Origin of the sequence: Streptomyces niveus (assembly GCF_001723055.1) — a bacterium.
In the GTDB taxonomy this organism is placed as follows: domain Bacteria; phylum Actinomycetota; class Actinomycetes; order Streptomycetales; family Streptomycetaceae; genus Streptomyces; species Streptomyces niveus.
This window is the reverse complement of record NZ_MDCR01000148.1, coordinates 524-19,207: the sequence shown is the minus strand read 5'-3', so window position 1 is coordinate 19,207 and position 18,684 is coordinate 524. Positions and strand designations below refer to the sequence as shown.

The following is an 18,684-nucleotide window of genomic DNA, read 5'->3' as shown; positions in this document are numbered from 1 at the left end:
ACGACGGTCCTGCCGCCCACGAGGGAGAGTGTGACGGGCGCGGCGGCGCCGAGGATCAGCGCGACGACCGGGTCGGCGATGGAGGAGTGAGCCAGAGTGTCCAGCTTCCACAGCACCAGGTCGGCGAGCTTCCCGGCCTCGATCGAGCCGATCTGGCCCGCGCGGCCGAGGACTTGGGCGCCGCCGTGGGTACCGAGACGCAGTGCCTGACGGGCCGTCAGGGCGGCTTCCCGGTGGGCGCCGAGGCGGTTGACGAGCAGCGCGTTGCGCAACTCCGTGTGCAGTTCGCCCGATTCGTTGGAGGCGGTGCCGTCCACGCCGAGGCCGACGGGCACGCCAGCCTTCAGCATGTCGGGCACGCGCGCGATCCCGGCGCCGAGGCGGGCGTTGGAGGACGGGCAGTGCGCGACGCCCGTGCCGGTGCGGGCGAAGGCGGCGATGTCCGAGTCGTTCATGTGGACGCAGTGGGCCATCCACACGTCGGAGCCGAGCCAGCCCGTCGACTCGAAGTAGTCGGTCGGGCCCATCCCGAACAGCTCCTTGCAGAACTGCTCCTCCTCGACCGTCTCGCTGCCGTGGGTGTGCAGTCGCACGCCCTTGCGGCGCGCCAACTCGGCTCCCTGACGCATCAGTTCGGTGGAGACGGAGAACGGCGAGCACGGCGCGACGGCGATCTGTGTCATCGCGTCGAACGAGTCGTCGTGGTAGTGGTCCACGGTCGCCTCGGTGGCGGCGAGAGCGTCGTCGAGCGATTCGACGGCGAAGTCGGGCGGCAGGCCGCCGTCCGACTCGCCCCGGTCCATGGAGCCGCGGGCGAGCGTGAACCGTACGCCGGTCTCCGACGCGGCCCCGATGATGGCGCCGGACAGATCACCGGAGCCACGCGGGTACACGTAGTGGTGGTCCATCGCGGTGGTGACGCCGCCGCGCGCCATCATGGCGAGCGAGCCCTGGGCGGCGGCGCGTGCCATCGACTCGTCGATACGCGCCCAGGTCGGGTAGAGCGCCACCAGCCAGTTGAACAGGTTGTGGTCGGTGGCCAGCCCGCGGGTGATCCACTGGTAGAAGTGGTGGTGGGTGTTGACGAGGCCGGGGGTGAGCAGATGGCCGGTGCCGTCGACACGGCGTACGACGTTCTCCAGCCCGGTGGGCGCGGAGCCGGCGCCCACGGATTCGATGAGGTTGTCCGCGACGACGACGTACCCGGACGCGTACTCGGTGTCGTTCGCGTCCACAGTCGCGATGGCACAGTTCTCGATGACGATGCGCGAAGCCGCCATGGCGGGTCCTCGTTCTTCCGATTGGGTGGACGGATCCGGGGGTCGAGCGGGGTGAGATACGGATCCGCTGGTCTCTCGGTGCGCAGATGCCCCCGCTCTTCCCCCATGTCGCCCTGTTCTCGCGGGACTTGACGCCGGCGCGCGCGTCGGGGGTTGGGGTACGGCGTGCTGGTGCTACAGGTTGGTCAGATCGACGGGGATCCGCGGTTCGACGCCGTCGCGCAGCACGGTGGCCTCGATGAGGCCGTACGGGCGATCGGCGGCGAAGTACACGGCTCCGTCGGCGGTCTCGTTCTTCAGCTCGAACGGTTCGAGGTCGACCAGGAAGTGGTGGTTGTTGGGCAGAGAGAACCGGATCTCGTCGATCTCGCCGCAGCTGTCGATGATCCGCGTGCCCATCTGGTAGAGCGTCTGCTGCAGGGAGAGGGAGTACGTCTGCGCGAAGGCGTGCAGCATGTGCCTGCGCGCCTGCTCGTAGGACTTCTCCCAGTTGGGCATCGGCTCGGCGTCGTCGGTCCAGTTGTAGCGCCACCGGGCGGACACGTCGGTGGCGAGTATGCGGTCGTACGCCTCACGGAGCGTCGTGTACTTGTCCTTGACGTAGCCCCAGAACTCGGAGTCGGTCGAGTTCAGCACCGTCAGATCCTTGAGGCCGGAGATGATCTCCCACTTCTCGCCGTCGTAGGTGATCTGCGAGACGCGGGTCTCCTGGCCCTTGCGGACGAAGGAGTGCTTGGTCTCGCCCGCGTCGGAGGTCGCGATGCGCTCCCACGCGTACTCCTCGATCCGGATACGTGCCCGGTGGATCGGGTCCTGGCTGGTGACGAAGTGCCGGGCGAGATGGATGCCGAACTGCTCGGCGGACTCGATGCCGTGTTCTTTGGCGAACGCGTACACCGTGTTCTTGGTGGTGTCGGTCGGCAGGACGTTGGCGTTCGAGCCGGAGTAGTGGACCTCCTCCATGTCGCCGGAGAGGGCGACGGAGACGTTGAGATCCTTGATGTGGTGGGTGTCGCCGTCACGCACGATCCTGACGACGCGGTTCTCCGCTTTGCCGTACTGGTTCTGGCCGAGAATGGTCGGCATCTGCTAGCTCCCTCGGTATACGGAGTAGCCGAACGGGTTGAGCAGCAGCGGTACATGGAAGTGTTCGCCGGGAGCGACGGCGAAGGTGATCGCCACCTCCGGGAAGAACGCGGCACCGCTGTCCCGGGGCGCGGGGGCGTCCTGCTGTGCCTCGGCTTGGCTGTGAGTGTCGCTGTGGGTGTGGGTGTGGAAATACGCCTCGGTCTCGAAGTCGAGACGTACGTGGGTCGTTCCCTCCGGCAGCGCCGGCAGGTCCTTGCACCGCCCGTCCTCGTCGGTCGCCGACCGGCCGAGCACCACCCACGGCTCACGTCCGCCGCCGCGGGCGGCGAGCGAGACGACGACGGAGGCGGCGGGGCGGCCGACACTGGTGTCCAGGATGTGTGTGGACACCGATGCGGTGGTTTCCGTGCTCAAGGGATCACTCTCCTGCGTGTACGAGGCGGGTCAGCCGGATGCGGTTGATCTTGCCCAGCTCGGTGCGGACGACGGCCCGCTCCTGTTCGGGCGAGTTGCCGATCCGTATGCGGACCGCGTCCCGCATCTGCTCACCGGTCCTGCCGGTGGCGCAGATCAGGAAGACATGGCCGAACCTGTCCTGGTAGGCCAGGTTCAAGTCGAGCAGTTCCGCCCTGAGTTCGTCGGACGCACCGGCCATGCCCCGCTGTTCGCGGGCGGAGGTCGGGTCGCCCGGCTTCGGCCGGCCGATGGGTGGGTGCCCGGCCATCGCCGCCGCCAGCGCGTCGGCGGTCAGTTCGGCCGTCGCGGTGTCACTGGCGGCGAGGAGTGCGTCGGTGGTGGCGTACGGCCGGTGGGCGAGCAGTGCGCTCCCCCATGCCGTACTGGCGCACACCTCGTGGAGTGCGGCGAGCGCCGCGCTGTCGGAGGAGGTGTTGAACCGGGTGAGGCCCGGTGGCGGGTCGGTCGTCACGGGAGCCTCCGTGGCTGTGCTTGACGGGCTGCGGGATAGCTAACGCCTTCACGAACATCACGTCAACACTTTGTTGAATTCTTTCGGCGGACGCCCCCCGACCGGACTCGACCGGACCGGACCGCTTTCCAACCGGGCCGGGCCGCCTTCCGACCGGGCCGGGCCGCCTTCCGACCGGGTCAGCTCGTCTCCGACCGGTTCAGATAGTTGTAGACCGTGAACCGGCTGACCCCGAGCGCGCCCGCCACGGTCTCCACGCCATGCCGTACGGCGAAGGCCCCCCGCGCCTCCAGCGAGCGCACCACCGACTGCTTGGCCCTGCGGTCGAGTTCCGACAGGGGCATGCCGTGCCTGCGCTCCAGCGCGGCGAGGATGTGGTCGAGCGATTCGGAGAGCTGGGGCAGGCGTACGGCGATGACGGCCTCGCCCTCCCAGCTCAGGACGACGTCGTCAGGCAGGGCCAGTTCGGGCCGTACGGTCTGCGCGCCCATCGCGTCGACGAGCGGCTTCACCGCCGCGAGCAGGGGGTGGTCGGGCAGCCCCGACGGCTCGGTCACCTGCCGTCCTCGGCGATCTCCGGCGCGCCCTCCGGGGCGTCGGGTACACCCTCCGGGGCGTCCGAAGCGTCCGCGATCACGTTCACCTGGAGCGAGACGCGGGTGGCGCCGGCCTCCAGGGAGCGGCGGAGCAGGGCGTCGACGGCCGCGATGACGGCGCCGGCGCCGCCCTCGGCGGTGTTGCCGAACGGCCCGACGTCGACGGCGTCCAGTTCGGCGGCCTGGATGACCTCGCGGGCCACCACCGCATGACGGGGGGCCTCGTCCAGGTCGAACGGCTCGGTCGTGAATTCCACTCTCAGTCGCACGCGCACAACCTACTGCGCGAAACGCGACGCCCCGGCCCGAAAACGGGGCCCCCTCTTGACAGCCCTCCCGAACCACAGGCAATCTTCCATTAAGCAGAAACTAACTTCCGCAATACGGAAGGAGCGCAGAACCTCTCATGGCCCCCTTCACGAACAAGCCCGGCTCCGAGCAGCGCTTCGATGTGAACCTGTCGATCCTCTTCACCGAACTCCCGCTCCTGAAGCGCCCCGCGGCAGCCGCCGCGGCGGGCTTCACCGCGGTGGAGCTGTGGTGGCCCTGGATCGAGACTCCCACTCCGCCGCAGGCCGAGCTGGACGCCCTGAAGAAGGCCCTCGACGACGCGGGCACCCAGCTCGTCGGACTGAACTTCTACGCCGGACAGCTGCCCGGCCCCGACCGCGGGGCGCTCTCGCTGCCCGGCGAGGAGTCGGACCGCTTCCGCGCGAACATCGACGTGGCGGCCGGCTTCGCCGCCTCGGTGGGCTGCGGGGCGCTCAACGCGCTGTACGGGAACCGCGTCGACGGTGTCGACCCGGCGGCGCAGGACACGCTCGCCCTGGACAATCTGGTCCTGGCCGCCCGCGCGGCGAACCGCGCCGGGGCGATCCTGCTGATCGAGGCGCTCAACAGGCCGGAGTCCCCGCACTATCCGCTGGTGAGCGCCGAGGCCGCGATCGAGGTCGTGGACCGGGTGAACGCCGCCACGGGGCTGGGCAACGCCAGGTTCCTCCTCGACCTCTACCACCTGTCGATGAACGGGCTCGACGCCGAGGCGCTGACCGGAGTCATCGACACGTACGCCGAGAAGACCGGCCACGTACAGATCGCGGACAACCCCGGCCGTGGCGCTCCCGGCACCGGCACGCTTCCGCTCCAGGACCTGCTCGAACGGCTGCGCAAGGCCGGTTACGAGGGCTGGGTCGGCCTTGAGTACAAGCCCGGCGACCGCCCGAGCACCGAGTCCTTCGCGTGGCTGCCCGCCGACGCGCGCGCCGCGCGCTGAGACACCCGGCCCCCGCCGGCACGCACACCCGTATGCGAGAGAGGCACCCCTGATGAGCACTCTTCCCAAGGTGGCCTGGATCGGCCTCGGCATCATGGGGTCCCCCATGGCCGAGAATCTGATCAAGGCCGGATACTCCGTCACCGGCTTCACGCTGGAGCGCGAGAAGCTGGACCGGCTCGCGGCCAACGGCGGCACGGCGGCGCCCTCGATCGCCGAGGCCGTCAAGGACGCGGACGTCGTCGTCACGATGGTGCCCGCCTCGCCCCACGTCGAGGCCATCGCCTACGGCGACGACGGCATCCTGGCGCACGCGAAGAAGGGCGCCCTGCTGATCGACATGTCGTCGATCACCCCGCAGACGTCGATCGACCTGGCCGAGGCCGGCCGGGAGAAGGGCATCAGGGTGCTCGACGCGCCGGTGTCCGGCGGTGAGGCGGGGGCTATCGAGGCGGTTCTCTCGATCATGGTCGGCGGTGAGCAGGCCGACTTCGACCAGGCCAAGCCGGTCTTCGACGTACTGGGCAGGACCATCGTCCTGTGCGGTCCGCACGGCGCCGGTCAGACGGTGAAGGCGGCCAACCAGCTGATCGTCGCCGTCAACATCCAGGCGTGCGCCGAGGCCGTGGTCTTCCTGGAGAAGTCAGGCGTGGACCTGAACGCCGCGCTGGACGTCCTGAACGGCGGACTGGCCGGCTCGACCGTCCTGACCCGTAAGAAGGACAACTTCATCAACCGCGACTTCGCGCCGGGCTTCCGGATCGATCTGCACCACAAGGACATGGGCATCGTCACCGACGCCGCCCGCAATGTGGGCGCCGCCCTGCCGGTCGGCGCGGTCGTCGCACAGCTGGTCGCGTCACTGCGCGCCCAGGGCGACGGCGGTCTCGACCACTCGGCTCTGCTGCGCGCCGTCGAGCGGCTGTCCGGCAGCCAGGTCTGACCGGACGCTTCCTCGAACTCCGGGTTGTGGCGGCGCCGACACCTGTCCTGTCGCGCCCAGGTGCCGCCACAGCCCGGGAACCACAGCCGTCCCTCCCGCCGGCCCTCGTGAGGGGTGGTCGCCGGGAGGGACATCCCCGGGACCGCGGCGGCGCGCGAGCCAGTGCGGTGGTGAGGGGAGCGAGGGTCACCTTCCTGACCTGAAGGAAGGACCGGCCGCCGCTCCCCGTCGCCGTCGCCGCGGTCCCACAGCCTCTCCCGAGGCTGCGTCACACGCCGTCCGGCGGTGCGAATGTCCCGTCGCGCCGGCCTCGCACCGTCGGACGGTCCTCAACTCCCCTCTCCACCGCAGGAGCCCGGCCGATTCCCCGGCCGGGCTCTTGTGCGACGTCACGGGACGCGCACACTGAGAGGATGCGCCTTCTCGCGTTCCTCTCCCTGACCGCCGTGGCGACCACCGTCGCGATCGTCCAGGACGACTACTCCTGGCTGCTCGCGCCGGTCAGTGTGTTCCTGTTCCTGGGGCTCTCTCCGCTCGGGGTGAGCAAGACCCCGAAGACGGCACGGCGGCCGGTCACCGGCGCCGCCGCAGCGGGCACCGCCGTCGCCGCCACCGGGGCTGTCACGGCGGCCAGTTGGTGGGCCGACGGGACGCACGCGCACGGCGGCGACACGGCGGACGCCGGCGGGGACGGGGGTGGCGGCGGAGACGGCGGCGGGTGCGGCGGCTGCGGAGGGTGCGGCTGCGGCGGCTGACGTCGCGCCGTACGTACGACCACAGCGGCCCTCCGCGCCGTCGTCACGACAACAGCGGCCCCCCGCACCGGAGTTCCGGGCAAGGTCGTGTCTTCGAAGTAGCGCCGTCCGCCCGCAGGGCGGGGCCCGCGGCGGCTGGTGCGGTGCATCGCAAGGCGGAGGATCGGCCTCGTACCGGGCGTACTCGGCCGACTCCGACAACGCAGAGAGGTGCCGTACCAGGCGCCGCGGGCCAGGCGCGACTTCGAAGACACGACCTTGGGGCCGCCGCGACGCGACGTACCGTCAGCCGGCCTGGCGGACCAGCGGCTTGATCTCGGTGGGCGCGTGACCGGGCTCGGTGGCGAGGTCCTCCCACTCGTTCACCTGGTCGATCCGCACACCCATCGAGATATTGGTGACCCGCTCCAGGATCGCCTCGACCACCACGGGCACGCGGTACTCCGCCGCCAGCTTCTTGGCCTCCTCGAAGGCCGGCAGCAGCTGGTCGGGCTCGGTGACCCGGATCGCCTTGCAGCCCAGCCCCTCGACGACCTTGACATGGTCGACCCCGTAGACGCCCAGCTCCGGTGAGTTGATGTTCTCGAACTCCAGGTTGACCTGGAAGTTGATGTCGAGATTGCGCTGCGCCTGCCGGATGAGCCCCAAGTAGGCGTTGTTCACCAGCACATGGACGTACGGGATCTTGTGCTGCGCCCCGACCGCCAGCTCTTCGAGCATGAACTGGAAGTCGTAGTCGCCGGAGAGCGCGACGACCGTCGTGTCCGGGTCGGCCTTCGCGACGCCGAGCGCGGCCGGGATCGTCCAGCCGAGCGGCCCGGCCTGGCCGCAGTTGATCCAGTGGCGCGGCTTGTAGACGTGCAGCATCTGCGCGCCGGCGATCTGGGAGAGGCCGATGGTGGTGACGTACCGGGTGTCGGGGCCGAAGGCGCGGTTCATCTCCTCGTACACGCGCTGCGGTTTCAGCGGCACGTTGTCGAAGTGCGTCCTGCGGTGCAGGGTGCCCTTGCGCTCCAGCACCGACTCGATCCACCCGGTACGGTCGGGCAGTTCGCCCGCCGCCTTCAGCTCCTTCGCGACCTCGACGAAGAGCGCCAGCGCGTCCTTGGCGTCCGAGGCGATCCCGTAGTCCGGTGCGAAGATCTTGCCGATCTGGGTGGGCTCGATGTCGACGTGGACGAAGGTGCGGCCCGCCGTGTAGACGTCGAGCGCGCCGGTGTGACGGTTGGCCCAGCGGTTGCCGATGCCGAGGACGAAGTCCGAGGCCAGGAACGTCTCGTTGCCGTAGCGGTGCGAGGTCTGGATGCCCACCATGCCCGCGTTGAGGTCGTGGTCGTCGGCGATGGCGCCCCAGCCCATCAGCGTGGGGACGACCGGAGTTCCGGTCAACTCGGCGAATTCCACGAGCAGTTCGGACGCGTCGGCGTTGATGACACCGCCGCCGGCGACGATCAGGGGCCGCTCGGCGGCGGTCAGCATGCCGAGCGCCTTGGCGATCTGCGCGCGGGTCGCGGAAGGCTTGTAGACCGGCAGCGGCTCGTACGTCTCGATGTCGAACTCGATCTCGGTCAGCTGGACGTCGATCGGCAGGTCGATGAGGACGGGTCCCGGCCGGCCGGAGCGCATCAGATGGAACGCCTGCTGGAAGACGCCGGGGACCTGGGCGGCCTCCAGGACGGTGGTGGCCGCCTTGCTGACCGGCGCCGCGATCGAGGCGATGTCGACGGCCTGGAAGTCCTCCTTGTGGATCACCGCGACCGGGGCCTGGCCGGTGATGCACAGGATCGGGATGGAGTCACCGATCGCGGAGTACAGGCCGGTGATCATGTCGGTGCCCGCCGGACCCGATGTGCCGATGCAGACACCGATGTTGCCGGGGTTCGTCCGGGTGTAGCCCTCCGCCATGTGGGAGGCGCCCTCCACATGGCGGGCGAGCGTGTGGTCGATGCCGCCGGCCTGTTCGAGGGCCTTGTAGAAGGGGTTGATCGCCGCGCCCGGCACACCGAACGCGTCGGTGACGCCTTCGCGCTTGAGGATCTCAACTGCCGCTCGGGCAGCGGTCATACGAGGCATGGAGTGCTCCTGCTTCAGCCTGGTGGACTCGGGCTCTGTCGCGCCACCTGAGAGCGTCGATTCCGTCGATTCCTTCATTTCCACGATACGGAATTCTTGTTCTGCTATGTGGAATCAATCTAAGGTGCCTTCCGTACGCCGTCAAGGGATGGCCGAAGAGCCTCCCCAACGCCCGTCCGTTGATGGACGATGGTCGGTGGAAGGGGGTGCGACGGTGGGAGAGAGCGTTCCTGTCCGCTGTCCCGACTGCGGACAGAGCCACCAGTTCACGGCCCCGGCCTATCCCTGCCCCTGCGGATCGGCCGTCTCGGCGCCCCTGGTCACCGGCGCGCCCGCCACCCGTGTCGGGCGCCGGTCCTGGGACGAGGAGTGGGTGAGCGTCGACTGCTCCGAGTGCGGACGGCGCGACCACTGGCCGCAGCCCGAGCTGGGCTGCCCGTGCGGGACGGTGCTGCGGGTGCCTGTCAGACCCGTGACGGTGGCGACGAAGGGTGACGCGGTGCACGCCGCCGCGCTCTATCTGCGGGCGATCGGCTTCCAGGACGTCGTCCGGTCCGACGAGGAGCCGGTGGCAGGTATCGATCTGCGCGGCCCCGGACTCGTCGCCCAGGTCGAGTTGGGCACCCGCCCCGCCGATGTGCGGGCGGTGGAGTGCCTGTGGCTCAACGCGCTGAGCGAGTCGGCGGTGAGCGCGTTCTTCGCCCTGGCCGGTTACGCGGACGAGGCACGGGAGCGCGCCGACACCCTCGGGGTGCCGCTCTTCGTCCTGGACCCGACGGGCACCCCGCGACCGGTCAACGGCCCGGCGGACGACCTGAGTCGCTCACCCGCCTGACCGGATTCCCGGACCGCGCGCACAGCCGCGCGGGCATACTTTCTCCATGCGAATCCGCCCCGCGGTCCCCGCCGACCTCCCGCTTCTCCAGGACATCGAGAGGGCCGCCGGTGAACCTTTCCGCGCCGTCGGTATGGCGGCGATCGCCGACGACGATCCCCCGGCCATCGATCTCCTCGACCGCTATCTGCGCGCGGGCCACGCCTGGGTGACCGACGACGGCACGGGCCACCCGGTCGCGTATCTGATCTACGACGAGATCGACGGCGCGGCCCATATCGAGCAGGTCTCCGTCCACCCGACAGCGTCGGGGCGCGGAGTGGGCCGGGCCCTCATCGAGCATCTGGCGGGCCGGGCGGAGCGCGCCGGACTGGCGGGCCTCACACTGACCACCTTCGCGGACGTGCCGTGGAACGCGCCGTACTACACCCGGCTCGGCTTCCGCACCCTCGCCGAGAACGAACTCACCGACGGACTGCGGGAGATCAGACGCGCCGAGGCCGCGCACGGGCTCGACCACTGGCCCCGGGTCTGCATGCGCCGTGCCACGACGGCGAGTTGAGGCGGGACCCGGCGGGCCGCCCTCAACTCAGGTCGCTCTCCTCGTACTCCGCCGTGGAGCCCGCGGCCGTGCGCTCGCGCAGTTCGATACGGCGGATCTTGCCCGAGACCGTCTTGGGCAGTTCCGCGAACTCGATCCGGCGCACCCGCTTGTACGGGGAGAGGACCGCGCGCGAGTGGGCGAAGAGCAGCTTCGCCGTGTCCGGGCCGGGCTCCCAGCCGGCCGCCAGGACGATGTACGCCTTCGGCACGTTGAGCCGCAGCGAGTCGGGCGCCGGGACGACAGCGGCCTCGGCCACCGCTTCGTGCTCCAGCAGCGCGCTCTCCAGCTCGAACGGCGAGATCTTGTAGTCGGACGCCTTGAAGACCTCGTCGCTCCGGCCGCTGAAGGTGATGTAGCCGTCGGCGTCGCGCGAGCCGATGTCGCCGGTGCGGTAGTAACCGCCCGCCATGGCCTCGGCCGTACGCTCCGGGTCGCCGTGGTAGCCGGTCATCAGCCCCACCGGCGCGTTGGTGAGGTCCAGCGCGATCTCGCCCTCGGTGGCCCCCGGCGCGCCGGTGACCGGGTCGAGCAGCTCCACGACATAACCGGGGGTCGGGCGGCCCATCGAGCCCGCCTTGAGCAGCTGGCCGGGCGAGTTGGCGACCTGGACGGCCGTCTCGGTCTGGCCGAAGCCGTCCCTGATCGTCGCGCCCCACTCCCTGCGTACGGTCTCGATGACCTCGGGGTTCAGCGGTTCACCGGCGGCGACGACCTCGCGCGGGCGGCGCCGCAGCTGCGTGAGGTCGGCCTGGATGAGCATCCGCCACACGGTGGGCGGCGCGCAGAAGCTGGTCACCTCGGCGCGGTCCATCTCGGCCATGAGCCGGGCGGCGTCGAAGCGGGTGTAGTTGTGGATGAAGACGGTCGCCTCCGCGTTCCAGGGCGCGAAGAGGTTGGACCAGGCGTGCTTGGCCCAGCCGGGTGAGGAGATGTTCAGGTGCACGTCGCCGGGCCTGAGCCCGATCCAGTACATCGTCGCGAGATGGCCGATCGGGTACGAGACATGGGTGTGCTCGACGAGTTTGGGGTGGGCGGTGGTGCCGGAGGTGAAGTAGAGCATCAGGGTGTCGGCGGCGCGGGTGACCCCGTCGGGCTCGAAGTGCGTCGACTCCTGGTGGGACGCCTCGTAGGCCCGCCAGCCGTCCGCGTCAACATCGGCGCCCTCGCCACCGACCACGATCCGGGTGTACTCCCCGCGCGCCTCGGCGAACTTCGCGGTGTCACCGGCCCGGACGATCACATGCCGCACCCGCCCGCGCGCGAGCCGGTCCCGCAGGTCCGCCGGGCCGAGCAGCGGTGTCGCCGGGATGACGACGGCGCGCAGCTTCATCGCGGCGAGCGCGGTCTCCCACAGCTCCGTCTGATTGCCGAGCATGACGAGAACACGGTCCCCGGCGCGAACCCCCTGGGCCCGCAGCCAGTTGGCCACCTGGTCGGAGCGGGCGGCCATGGTGGCGAAGGAGGTGACGCTCTCGGTGCCGTTCTCCTCGACGATGTGCAGCGCCGGCCGGTCGTTGCCGTCGGCGATGACGTCGAACCAGTCCAGCGCCCAGTTGAACAGCGCGGGACGGGGCCAGACGAAGCCTTCGTACGCCGTGGTGTAGTCCTCACGGTGCCGCAGCAGGAAATCCCTGGCGGCGCGGAACTGCTCGGTCGCGTCGACTGCTCTCATGTGCCCTCCTCATCACTCGCCCGTTCACTAGCATCGTGTAGCCGGTGACGTACGTCTCACCACCCCCCGACGGGGGTAAATCGACCACGTCCGGCCGGCGGAGAGACCCGAGAGAAGGAAGTCGCTGTGATTGAGGCGATCGAGGCGGTCGAGATGCGCACGGCGCTGCTGACACTGCGCCGTGCCACCGGGCTGCCGGTCGCGTTCGGCGGAATGCTGCACGACACGCGCCAGGTGCGCATCGCGGAGCTGAACGGCACGGCGACGGGCGCCCTGCGAGGACTCGCGATCTGTATCGGGAACGGGCTCGGCGGCAAGTCGATCGCCCTGCAGCGGCCGTGCGCGGTGACGGACTACCGGCAGGCGCGGCACATCACCCACGAGTACGACGCGGCGGTCGCGGCGGAGGGGCTGCGCTCGGTGGTCGCGGTCCCCGTGATCGTGCGGCGCCGGGTGCGCGGCGTGCTGTACGGCGCGCTGCGCGACCCCCTGCCCATGGGCGAGCGCGCGTTCGACGCCGCCGTCGCGGCGGCCCGCGACGTGGAGCAGGCGCTGGTCGTACGCGACGAGGTGCAGCGGCTGCTCGCCGTGACCCGGGAGCCGGTGTACGGGCGGCCCGAGGCGTGGGAGGAGGTCCGCGAGGCGCACAGCGAGCTGCGGGCGCTGGCGCCGCGCATCGTGGACGCCGGGTTGCGGGGCGAGCTGCACGCCGTCTGCGGCCGGCTGGCGGGCGCGGGCGGTGGTGCGGGCGGCCGGCACGACCACCGCGAGCAGCGCGCCGTGACGCTGACGCCCCGCGAGGTGGACGTGCTGGCGTGCGTGGCGGCGGGCTCGACGAACGCGGCGGCGGCGGAGCGGCTGGGGCTGCGGCCGGAGACGGTGAAGGGCTACCTGCGGGCGGCCATGCGGAAGCTGGGCGCCCACACCCGGCTGGAGGCGGTGGTGGCGGCGCGACGGGCGGGACTGCTGCCGTAGGCCGGCGCGGCGGACCGGCTGCCGCCGTTAACCGTACGGTGAGCCGTCTGCCGTAAGGGAGCCGTCAAATAACGGGCCCGGCCGATCAACGCCGCGTCATGAGGTGCCCGGACCGGCGTGAAACGGGCATAGCTTCCTGGTGTCAGACAGCGACGACTCCTCCGTGGAGGACACCATGGCCAGCACCACTCTCGAAGACGCCGACCCCGAAGAACCCAAGCCGACGGCGCCGCTGTACGTACCCGTACGGCTCGGCTCCGCCGGGGGGCAGCAGCTGCGCTTCATGCGCACACCGCTCGGCGCGCGGACCGCCGTCGGCTTCACCAGCGCCCGGCGGCTCACCGCCGCGCTCGGCGCGCGGCAGCCGTACATCAGACTCGCCGAGAGCTGCCTGCGGGCGCTCTCGGAACCGCTCGGTGTCGGCCTCGTGACGGTCGACCCGCAGTTCGCCGCCGCGTCGGTCGGAGCCGGGACGTCCACGCTCGGCGACATATCCACCCGCGCTCCCGCCCGCGCGACGGTCAGGCCGTGTCTGCGGCACTACGGCGACGCGCCCCTGGCGGTGAGCGCGTGACCACCGAACCGCTGCTCGTCGTCAACGAGTTGAGCACCCCGTCGGTCTGGCCCGCGTCGGCCGTCTCCGCGCCGGGCGGCGACCTCTCCGTCGCGGGTGTCTCCCTCCTGGAGCTGGCCGAGCGGTACGGCACTCCCACCTACGTACTGGACGAGGGCGAGGTACGGTCCCGGGCGCGGGCCTGGGCGCGTGCGCTGCCCGAGGCCGAGATCGTGTACGCCGCGAAGGCGTTCCTGTGCCGCGCCGTCGTGGACTGGATGGAGGAGGAGGGCCTGGGCCTCGACGTCTGTTCGGCGGGCGAGCTGGAGCTGGCGGCCACGCGCGGCTTCCCGGCCGAGCGGATCGTGCTGCACGGCAACGCCAAGTCGCCGCAGGACCTGGGGACCGCGCTGCGGCTCGGCGTCGGCAGGATCGTCATCGACTCGGGCCGCGAGATCGCGCGGCTGGCCGCTCAGGTGCCGGCGCACGACGCGCAGCAGGTGATGGTCCGCGTGCTGCCGGGGATCGAGGCGGGCGCCCATCCGAAGATCCGTACGGGGGCCGAGGGCCAGAAGTTCGGGCTGTCGATCGCGAACGGGGACGCGGAGGAGGCGGTGGCCCGGATCCTCGGCCAGCCGCAGCTCGAACTGGCGGGGCTGCACTGCCACTTGGGCTCGCAGATCAGCTCGCCCGAGCCCTACGAGCGGGCCGTACGGGAGCTGGTCTCCTTCCTCGTACGCGTCCGCGACCGGTTCGGGGTCGTCCTGCCGGAGCTGGATCTGGGCGGCGGCTTCGCGGCGGCGCATCTGCCGGGCGACGCGGCCCCGGCGCCCGCCGTGTACGCGCGGCGGATCAGGCGGGCGCTGACCGGTGCCTGCGCCGAGGCGGACCTGCCGCTCCCCCGGCTGACCGTGGAGCCCGGCCGCTCGATCATGGCGCCCGCCGGGATCGCGCTGTACCGGGTGCTCGCGGTGAAGCGCTCGGGCGGCCGGGTCTTCGTCGCCGTGGACGGCGGCATGAGCGACAACCCGCGGCCCGCGCTGTACGGCGCCCGCTACACGGTCCGCCGGGTGGGGCGCGCCTCGGCGGCGCCGATGCGGGCGGCCACGGTCGTCGGCCGGCACTGCGAGGCGGGCGACGTGCTCGCCGACGGGGTGGAGCTGCCGGAGGACGTACGGCCCGGCGACGTACTGGCGGTGCCCGCGTCGGGGGCGTACCAGGTCTCGATGGCGTCGGGCTACAACATGACGGGCCGCCCGCCGGTGGTGGCGGTGGCCGACGGCCGCTCGCGCCTGCTGGTACGGCGCGAGACGTTCGACGACCAGCGGCGCCGGGACGTCGGGCTCTGAGGCCTCTACGACGCGTCCGTGAAGCGGGTGAAGTCCGCGAAGCGCACGGTGTACTTGGGGGCGGTGGCCGAGGACAGGGAGGCGAGCAGGCGCTCGCCCTCCTCGGTCACCGCGTCACGCCGCGCGCGCGTGAGCGTGTCGAAGGTCTGTACGGTCAGCGTCCCGTGGTCGTCGCCCTCCGCGCCGTCCGTCAACCGCCAGATTCCGGCCAGGAATCCGTCGACGAGGAGTGTGCGGTGGCCCTGGTTGCCGTTCCAGGCGCGCTTGCGGTAGGCGAGGGGGACGACGCGGGTGCGGTCCGCGTGTGAGAGCAGCAGGTTGTCGAACTCGGGCAGGAAGCGCGGCGGCGCCGGGGTGTCCGGGTCCGGCCGGGGCGCGTCGGGGAGGTCGAAAAGCTCGACACCGTTCTCGTCCCGGAACGTGAGGAGTCGCTCCCGCAGCCCCTCGAAGACCGGGGCGAGCCGGGTCAGCCGGCACCACGTCTGCATGTCCTTGACGGAGGCGGGTCCGAAGGCGGCGAGGTAGCGCAGGACGGCGTCCTGCGGCGTGATGCCGGCCGTCTCGCCGGAGGCGCCGGAAGCCCCGAACCACTTCTGCGCCGTCGTGAGCGTGACCTGTCCGCCGCGGCCCCACAGCCCGCGCGGCGTGACCTGGACGAGCGGCAGCAGGCACCGCGCGGCGACGGACAGGGCCCGCGGGTCGCCGTCGGGCCACCGCTCGGCCAGCGCCGCCTTCAACTCCTTGAGCGGCAGGGGCCGTTCCTCGACCAGTTCCCTGCTGTGGGCGGCGAGGCGGTCCAGATCCACCCCGGCGAGACCGGCGCGGAAGTTGCGCAACTCGCTCTCGATCAGCGGCTGGGCGAACGGGCGCAGCGCCAGGCAGTCCTCGGCCGTGTGGGTGTGGATGGTGGAGCGGAGCGTGACCATCCGGCCGACCTCGCGGGACGCCATCAGGTCGGAGAGCTGTCCGGGATCGAACCCGTCGAGCCTGGCGGCGAGTTGGACGTACGGCGGCTTCACGTTCTGCGCCTGGAGCCCGACCAGATGGGTCACGGCGTCCTTGGCGGACATGGCCGCGCGCCGCAGCAGGAGCTGTCGTGCCAGGGTGGCGCGGTTGAGCGCGCGGGTCGTGAGCACGGGGTGGTGGGGGACGCGGTCCGCCGTCTTCGAGGCCATGCACCGCACCGTACTCAGGCTTGCGGACACCTTCTGTCCGCAAGCCCGAGCGTGTCAGGTCGGGTCAGGTCACGCCGCGGCGGTGACCGTGAACAGCGCCCCGTCCGGATCGCGCAGCGTCGCCTCGTCCACCCGGTCCACCCCGTCCGACCGCAGGACGAGCGAGCCGCCGGAGGCCAGTGCCGACTCGACCGCCGCCGCCACGTCCTTCACGTTGAAGTGCACGTGCCAGCGCGGCCGTATCTGCGGATCGGGCGCCGCCTGTACGGCGCCGCCGCTGATCCGTGCCAGCGGCTCGTCACCGTCGAGGAGCACCGACCCGTCGCCCTCACGCACCAGGCGCAGCTTGCCCTCGCCCTCCGGCTGCCAGCCGAGCGCGAGCGAGTAGAAGCGCCCGGCCGTGGCCGCGTCCCTGGTGTGCAGGTCCAGCGAGGCCGAGCCCGCGCCGCGCCCCATCGACCAGTCGGAGCGCACGGAGCCTTCCCAGATCCCGAAGACCGCGCCGTCCGGGTCGACGGCGAGCGCGGCGCGGCCGGTGTGGAAGGCGAGCGGGCCGACGCCGACCGTGCCGCCGCGCTCCCTGATCCGGGCCGCCGCCTCGTCCACGTTCGTGACGTTGAAGTACGGGGTCCAGGAGACGGCGACCTGGAGCGAGGAGGCGAGAGCCCCGATGCCGCCGACGGGCAGACCGTCGATGAGCGCCACGGAGAAGTCGTCACCGAGTCCCGCGCGCCGGTAGGTCCAGCCGAGAACCTTGCCGTAGAAGTCCTGGGCTCCCGGCAGTTCACGCGCCAACAGGCTCACCCAGCACGGTGCTCCGGCGACTCCTTGTGCTTTCGGCATCCCACTCCGTTCCATTGAGATCACAGCCCCTCCCCGCGGTCACGACCACGACCGCACCGGAAGGCTAGTGCCCATACGTACACGACAGACACCTTTGAATGTATTTGAAGGTAGTGCGGCAAAGCGGCCTGAGGGTGTCCGCGATATGATCAACCACTTAATGTGGGAGCGCTCCCAGTGATTGGATGACGGTCCCCGACGGAGCCCCGATGGAGGTCGCACGATGGTGGCAAGGGGACGTACCAGCCGGACCGGCCAGCCCACGCTCGAAGAGGTCGCGGCGCACGCCGGTGTGGGGCGGGGCACCGTCTCGCGCGTCATCAACAACTCGCCGCGCGTACGGGACACCACCCGGGAGCTGGTCCAGCGCGCCATCGCCGAGTTGGGCTACATACCCAACCGGGCGGCCCGAGCGCTGGCCGGGAGCCGTACCGACGCGGTGGCGCTGGTCATCCCGGAGACCGAGAAGCGGTTCTTCGCCGAGCCGTACTTCTCGGACGTGCTGCACGGCGTCGGCACCGGACTCGCCGACACCGAGATGCAGTTGCTGCTCACCCTCGTACGTACGGAGAAGGAGCGCGCGCGTTTCCTGCAGTACGCGCGGGCCGGCCGGGTCGACGGGGTGCTGCTGGTGTCCGTGCACGGCAGCGACCCGCTGCCGGACCTGCTCGCCGAGATGGGCCTGCCGACCGTGCTGAGCGGCCGGCGCTCGGCCGACGAGCCGGTGAGTTACGTCGACTCCGACAACGTCGGCGGCGCCCGCTCCGCCGTACGGCATCTCGCCGCGAGCGGGCGGCGGCGGATCGGCACGATCACCGGGCCGCTGGACATGTACGTGGCGCAGTGCCGGCTCGGCGGGTACCAGGAGGCCGTGGCGGGCACCGGGGGTGCGGCGGATCCGTCGTGGACGGCGCACGGGGACTTCACCGAGGAGAGCGGGCGGCGGGCGATGACGGAGCTGCTGGCGCGCCACCCGGACCTGGACGCGGTGTTCGCCGCGTCCGACGTGATGGCGGCGGGCGCGCTGCACTCACTGCGGGCGGCGGGGCGGCGGGTGCCGGAGGATGTGGCCGTCGTCGGTTTCGACGACTCCCCCATCGCGCGGCACACCGATCNNCGGCGCGCGTCGTCCTGAGCGGCTTCCTCGGAGCGGCGTCAGCGTGCTGTCAGGTCCGGGGCCGTCGAGTCGAGGTAGGTCGCGACCCAGACGAGCGGCGCGTTCCAGTTGATGGTGTTCTCCTTCGACCCCCAGGCGCTCGGCGCCGTACCGGGCCCGGCGTAGGACTTGGCGGCGGGGCGGCCGGTGGGGGTGACCGGGTCGTTGATGAGGGCGCTGTTCGGGCCGCCGGAGAGCCAGCCCTTGGGATACGGGGTCTTGGGGTACTGCCCCCAGGCGAGCCGGTCGTGCAGGTCGGTCTCGCGGTGGCGGCCGTAGCCGGTGACGTACGAGATGCGCATGGCGTTGGTGCCCAGCAGATAGTCCATGGCCCGGTGCATGGCCTTCAGATGGCGACGGTCGCGGCCGATGTCGTACGCGGTGCCGAGCAGCAGCATCCGGTTGACGACGGCGGAGTTGGAGCCCCACGGGTAGGCGTCGGCGCCGGGGAGCAGCGCCGGATATCCCTCGCGGCGCTGGGTGTCGACGAGTGCGTCGGCGGCGGTGCGCAGGTTCGCGCGCATCCGGGCGAGGTCGGCTGCGGGGAGTTCGTTCGGTACGGCGAGGAGGGAGAGGGTGCCGGCG

19 protein-coding genes and 1 pseudogene are annotated in these 18,684 nt (G+C 71.2%); 9 read left to right on the top strand and 11 right to left on the bottom strand.

Annotated features, from left to right (window positions below):
- The 6 genes from BHU15_RS18680 to BHU15_RS18655 all read right to left on the bottom strand — a co-directional run.
- Positions 1–1,280 (bottom strand): 8-oxoguanine deaminase (locus BHU15_RS18680; protein ID WP_069628227.1); only part of this gene is annotated, 1,280 nt, incomplete at its 3' end.
- 174 nt (positions 1,281–1,454) lie between these two features.
- Entirely contained in the window at positions 1,455–2,366 is a 912-nt protein-coding gene (gene pucL / locus BHU15_RS18675) for a factor-independent urate hydroxylase (RefSeq protein WP_069628226.1), read from the bottom strand.
- Positions 2,367–2,369: 3 nt separating this feature from the next.
- Entirely contained in the window at positions 2,370–2,783 is a 414-nt protein-coding gene (uraH, locus tag BHU15_RS18670) for a hydroxyisourate hydrolase (RefSeq protein ID WP_069628225.1), read from the bottom strand.
- A 4-nt stretch (positions 2,784–2,787) separates the two neighbouring features.
- A complete protein-coding gene (uraD, locus tag BHU15_RS18665) occupies positions 2,788–3,297 on the bottom strand; it encodes a 2-oxo-4-hydroxy-4-carboxy-5-ureidoimidazoline decarboxylase (RefSeq protein WP_023537731.1) in 510 nt (169 codons plus the stop codon).
- Between the two features lie 179 nt (positions 3,298–3,476).
- Positions 3,477–3,788: a helix-turn-helix domain-containing protein gene (locus BHU15_RS18660; RefSeq protein WP_171908393.1), complete on the bottom strand. Its 312-nt coding sequence runs from the start codon at positions 3,786–3,788 to the stop codon at positions 3,477–3,479.
- Between the two features lie 62 nt (positions 3,789–3,850).
- Positions 3,851–4,162, bottom strand: coding sequence for a YkoF family thiamine-binding protein (locus BHU15_RS18655; RefSeq protein ID WP_069628223.1), 312 nt, complete (start codon positions 4,160–4,162; stop codon positions 3,851–3,853).
- A 137-nt stretch (positions 4,163–4,299) separates the two neighbouring features.
- Here BHU15_RS18655 and BHU15_RS18650 point away from each other — a divergent pair, with 137 nt between their 5' ends.
- The 3 genes from BHU15_RS18650 to BHU15_RS18640 all read left to right on the top strand — a co-directional run bounded on the left by BHU15_RS18650 (position 4,300) and on the right by BHU15_RS18640 (position 6,864).
- Entirely contained in the window at positions 4,300–5,166 is an 867-nt protein-coding gene (locus BHU15_RS18650) for a TIM barrel protein (RefSeq protein WP_069628222.1), read from the top strand.
- A gap of 52 nt (positions 5,167–5,218) precedes the next feature.
- Positions 5,219–6,109, top strand: a complete 891-nt coding sequence (locus BHU15_RS18645; RefSeq protein ID WP_069628221.1) for a 2-hydroxy-3-oxopropionate reductase — start codon at positions 5,219–5,221, stop codon at positions 6,107–6,109.
- 413 nt (positions 6,110–6,522) lie between these two features.
- A complete protein-coding gene (locus BHU15_RS18640) occupies positions 6,523–6,864 on the top strand; it encodes a hypothetical protein (protein WP_069628220.1) in 342 nt (113 codons plus the stop codon).
- 285 nt (positions 6,865–7,149) lie between these two features.
- On the opposite strand, the gene gcl is transcribed toward BHU15_RS18640, so the two are convergent.
- Positions 7,150–8,937 (bottom strand): glyoxylate carboligase, encoded by a 1,788-nt coding sequence (gene gcl / locus BHU15_RS18635; RefSeq protein ID WP_079128229.1) that lies wholly within the window; start codon positions 8,935–8,937, stop codon positions 7,150–7,152.
- 214 nt (positions 8,938–9,151) lie between these two features.
- Between gcl and BHU15_RS18630 the strand changes: the two genes are divergently transcribed.
- The gene (locus BHU15_RS18630; protein WP_069628218.1) at positions 9,152–9,772 is read left to right on the top strand and encodes a hypothetical protein; all 621 of its coding nucleotides are present in this window, start codon (positions 9,152–9,154) and stop codon (positions 9,770–9,772) included.
- A 46-nt stretch (positions 9,773–9,818) separates the two neighbouring features.
- A complete protein-coding gene (locus tag BHU15_RS18625; protein ID WP_069628217.1) occupies positions 9,819–10,334 on the top strand; it encodes a GNAT family N-acetyltransferase in 516 nt (171 codons plus the stop codon).
- Between the two features lie 22 nt (positions 10,335–10,356).
- On the opposite strand, the gene BHU15_RS18620 is transcribed toward BHU15_RS18625, so the two are convergent.
- Positions 10,357–12,048 carry an AMP-binding protein gene (locus tag BHU15_RS18620; RefSeq protein ID WP_069628216.1) on the bottom strand — a complete coding sequence of 564 codons (1,692 nt, stop codon included), beginning with the start codon at positions 12,046–12,048 and terminating at the stop codon, positions 10,357–10,359.
- Between the two features lie 153 nt (positions 12,049–12,201).
- Here BHU15_RS18620 and BHU15_RS18615 point away from each other — a divergent pair, with 153 nt between their 5' ends.
- The 3 genes from BHU15_RS18615 to lysA all read left to right on the top strand — a co-directional run bounded on the left by BHU15_RS18615 (position 12,202) and on the right by lysA (position 14,925).
- The gene (locus tag BHU15_RS18615) at positions 12,202–13,023 is read left to right on the top strand and encodes a helix-turn-helix transcriptional regulator (RefSeq protein ID WP_376206181.1); all 822 of its coding nucleotides are present in this window, start codon (positions 12,202–12,204) and stop codon (positions 13,021–13,023) included.
- Between the two features lie 175 nt (positions 13,024–13,198).
- Positions 13,199–13,597: an SAV_915 family protein gene (locus tag BHU15_RS18610; RefSeq protein WP_079128228.1), complete on the top strand. Its 399-nt coding sequence runs from the start codon at positions 13,199–13,201 to the stop codon at positions 13,595–13,597.
- Entirely contained in the window at positions 13,594–14,925 is a 1,332-nt protein-coding gene (lysA, locus tag BHU15_RS18605) for a diaminopimelate decarboxylase (protein ID WP_069628215.1), read from the top strand. The genes BHU15_RS18610 and lysA overlap by 4 nt, the downstream gene beginning before the upstream one ends.
- Positions 14,926–14,930: 5 nt before the next feature.
- Here lysA and BHU15_RS18600 read toward each other — a convergent pair whose 3' ends face one another.
- Positions 14,931–16,100 carry a winged helix DNA-binding domain-containing protein gene (locus BHU15_RS18600; RefSeq protein ID WP_069628214.1) on the bottom strand — a complete coding sequence of 390 codons (1,170 nt, stop codon included), beginning with the start codon at positions 16,098–16,100 and terminating at the stop codon, positions 14,931–14,933.
- 69 nt (positions 16,101–16,169) lie between these two features.
- Positions 16,170–16,904: a VOC family protein gene (locus BHU15_RS18595; RefSeq protein WP_023537745.1), complete on the bottom strand. Its 735-nt coding sequence runs from the start codon at positions 16,902–16,904 to the stop codon at positions 16,170–16,172.
- 262 nt (positions 16,905–17,166) lie between these two features.
- Between BHU15_RS18595 and BHU15_RS18590 the strand changes: the two are divergent.
- Positions 17,167–18,058 (top strand): annotated as a pseudogene (locus BHU15_RS18590) (LacI family DNA-binding transcriptional regulator); the annotation flags it as partial.
- 40 nt (positions 18,059–18,098) lie between these two features.
- Here BHU15_RS18590 and BHU15_RS18585 read toward each other — a convergent pair.
- On the bottom strand, positions 18,099–18,684 hold a 586-nt coding region (locus BHU15_RS18585), incomplete at its 5' end, for a glycoside hydrolase family 9 protein (RefSeq protein ID WP_255293144.1).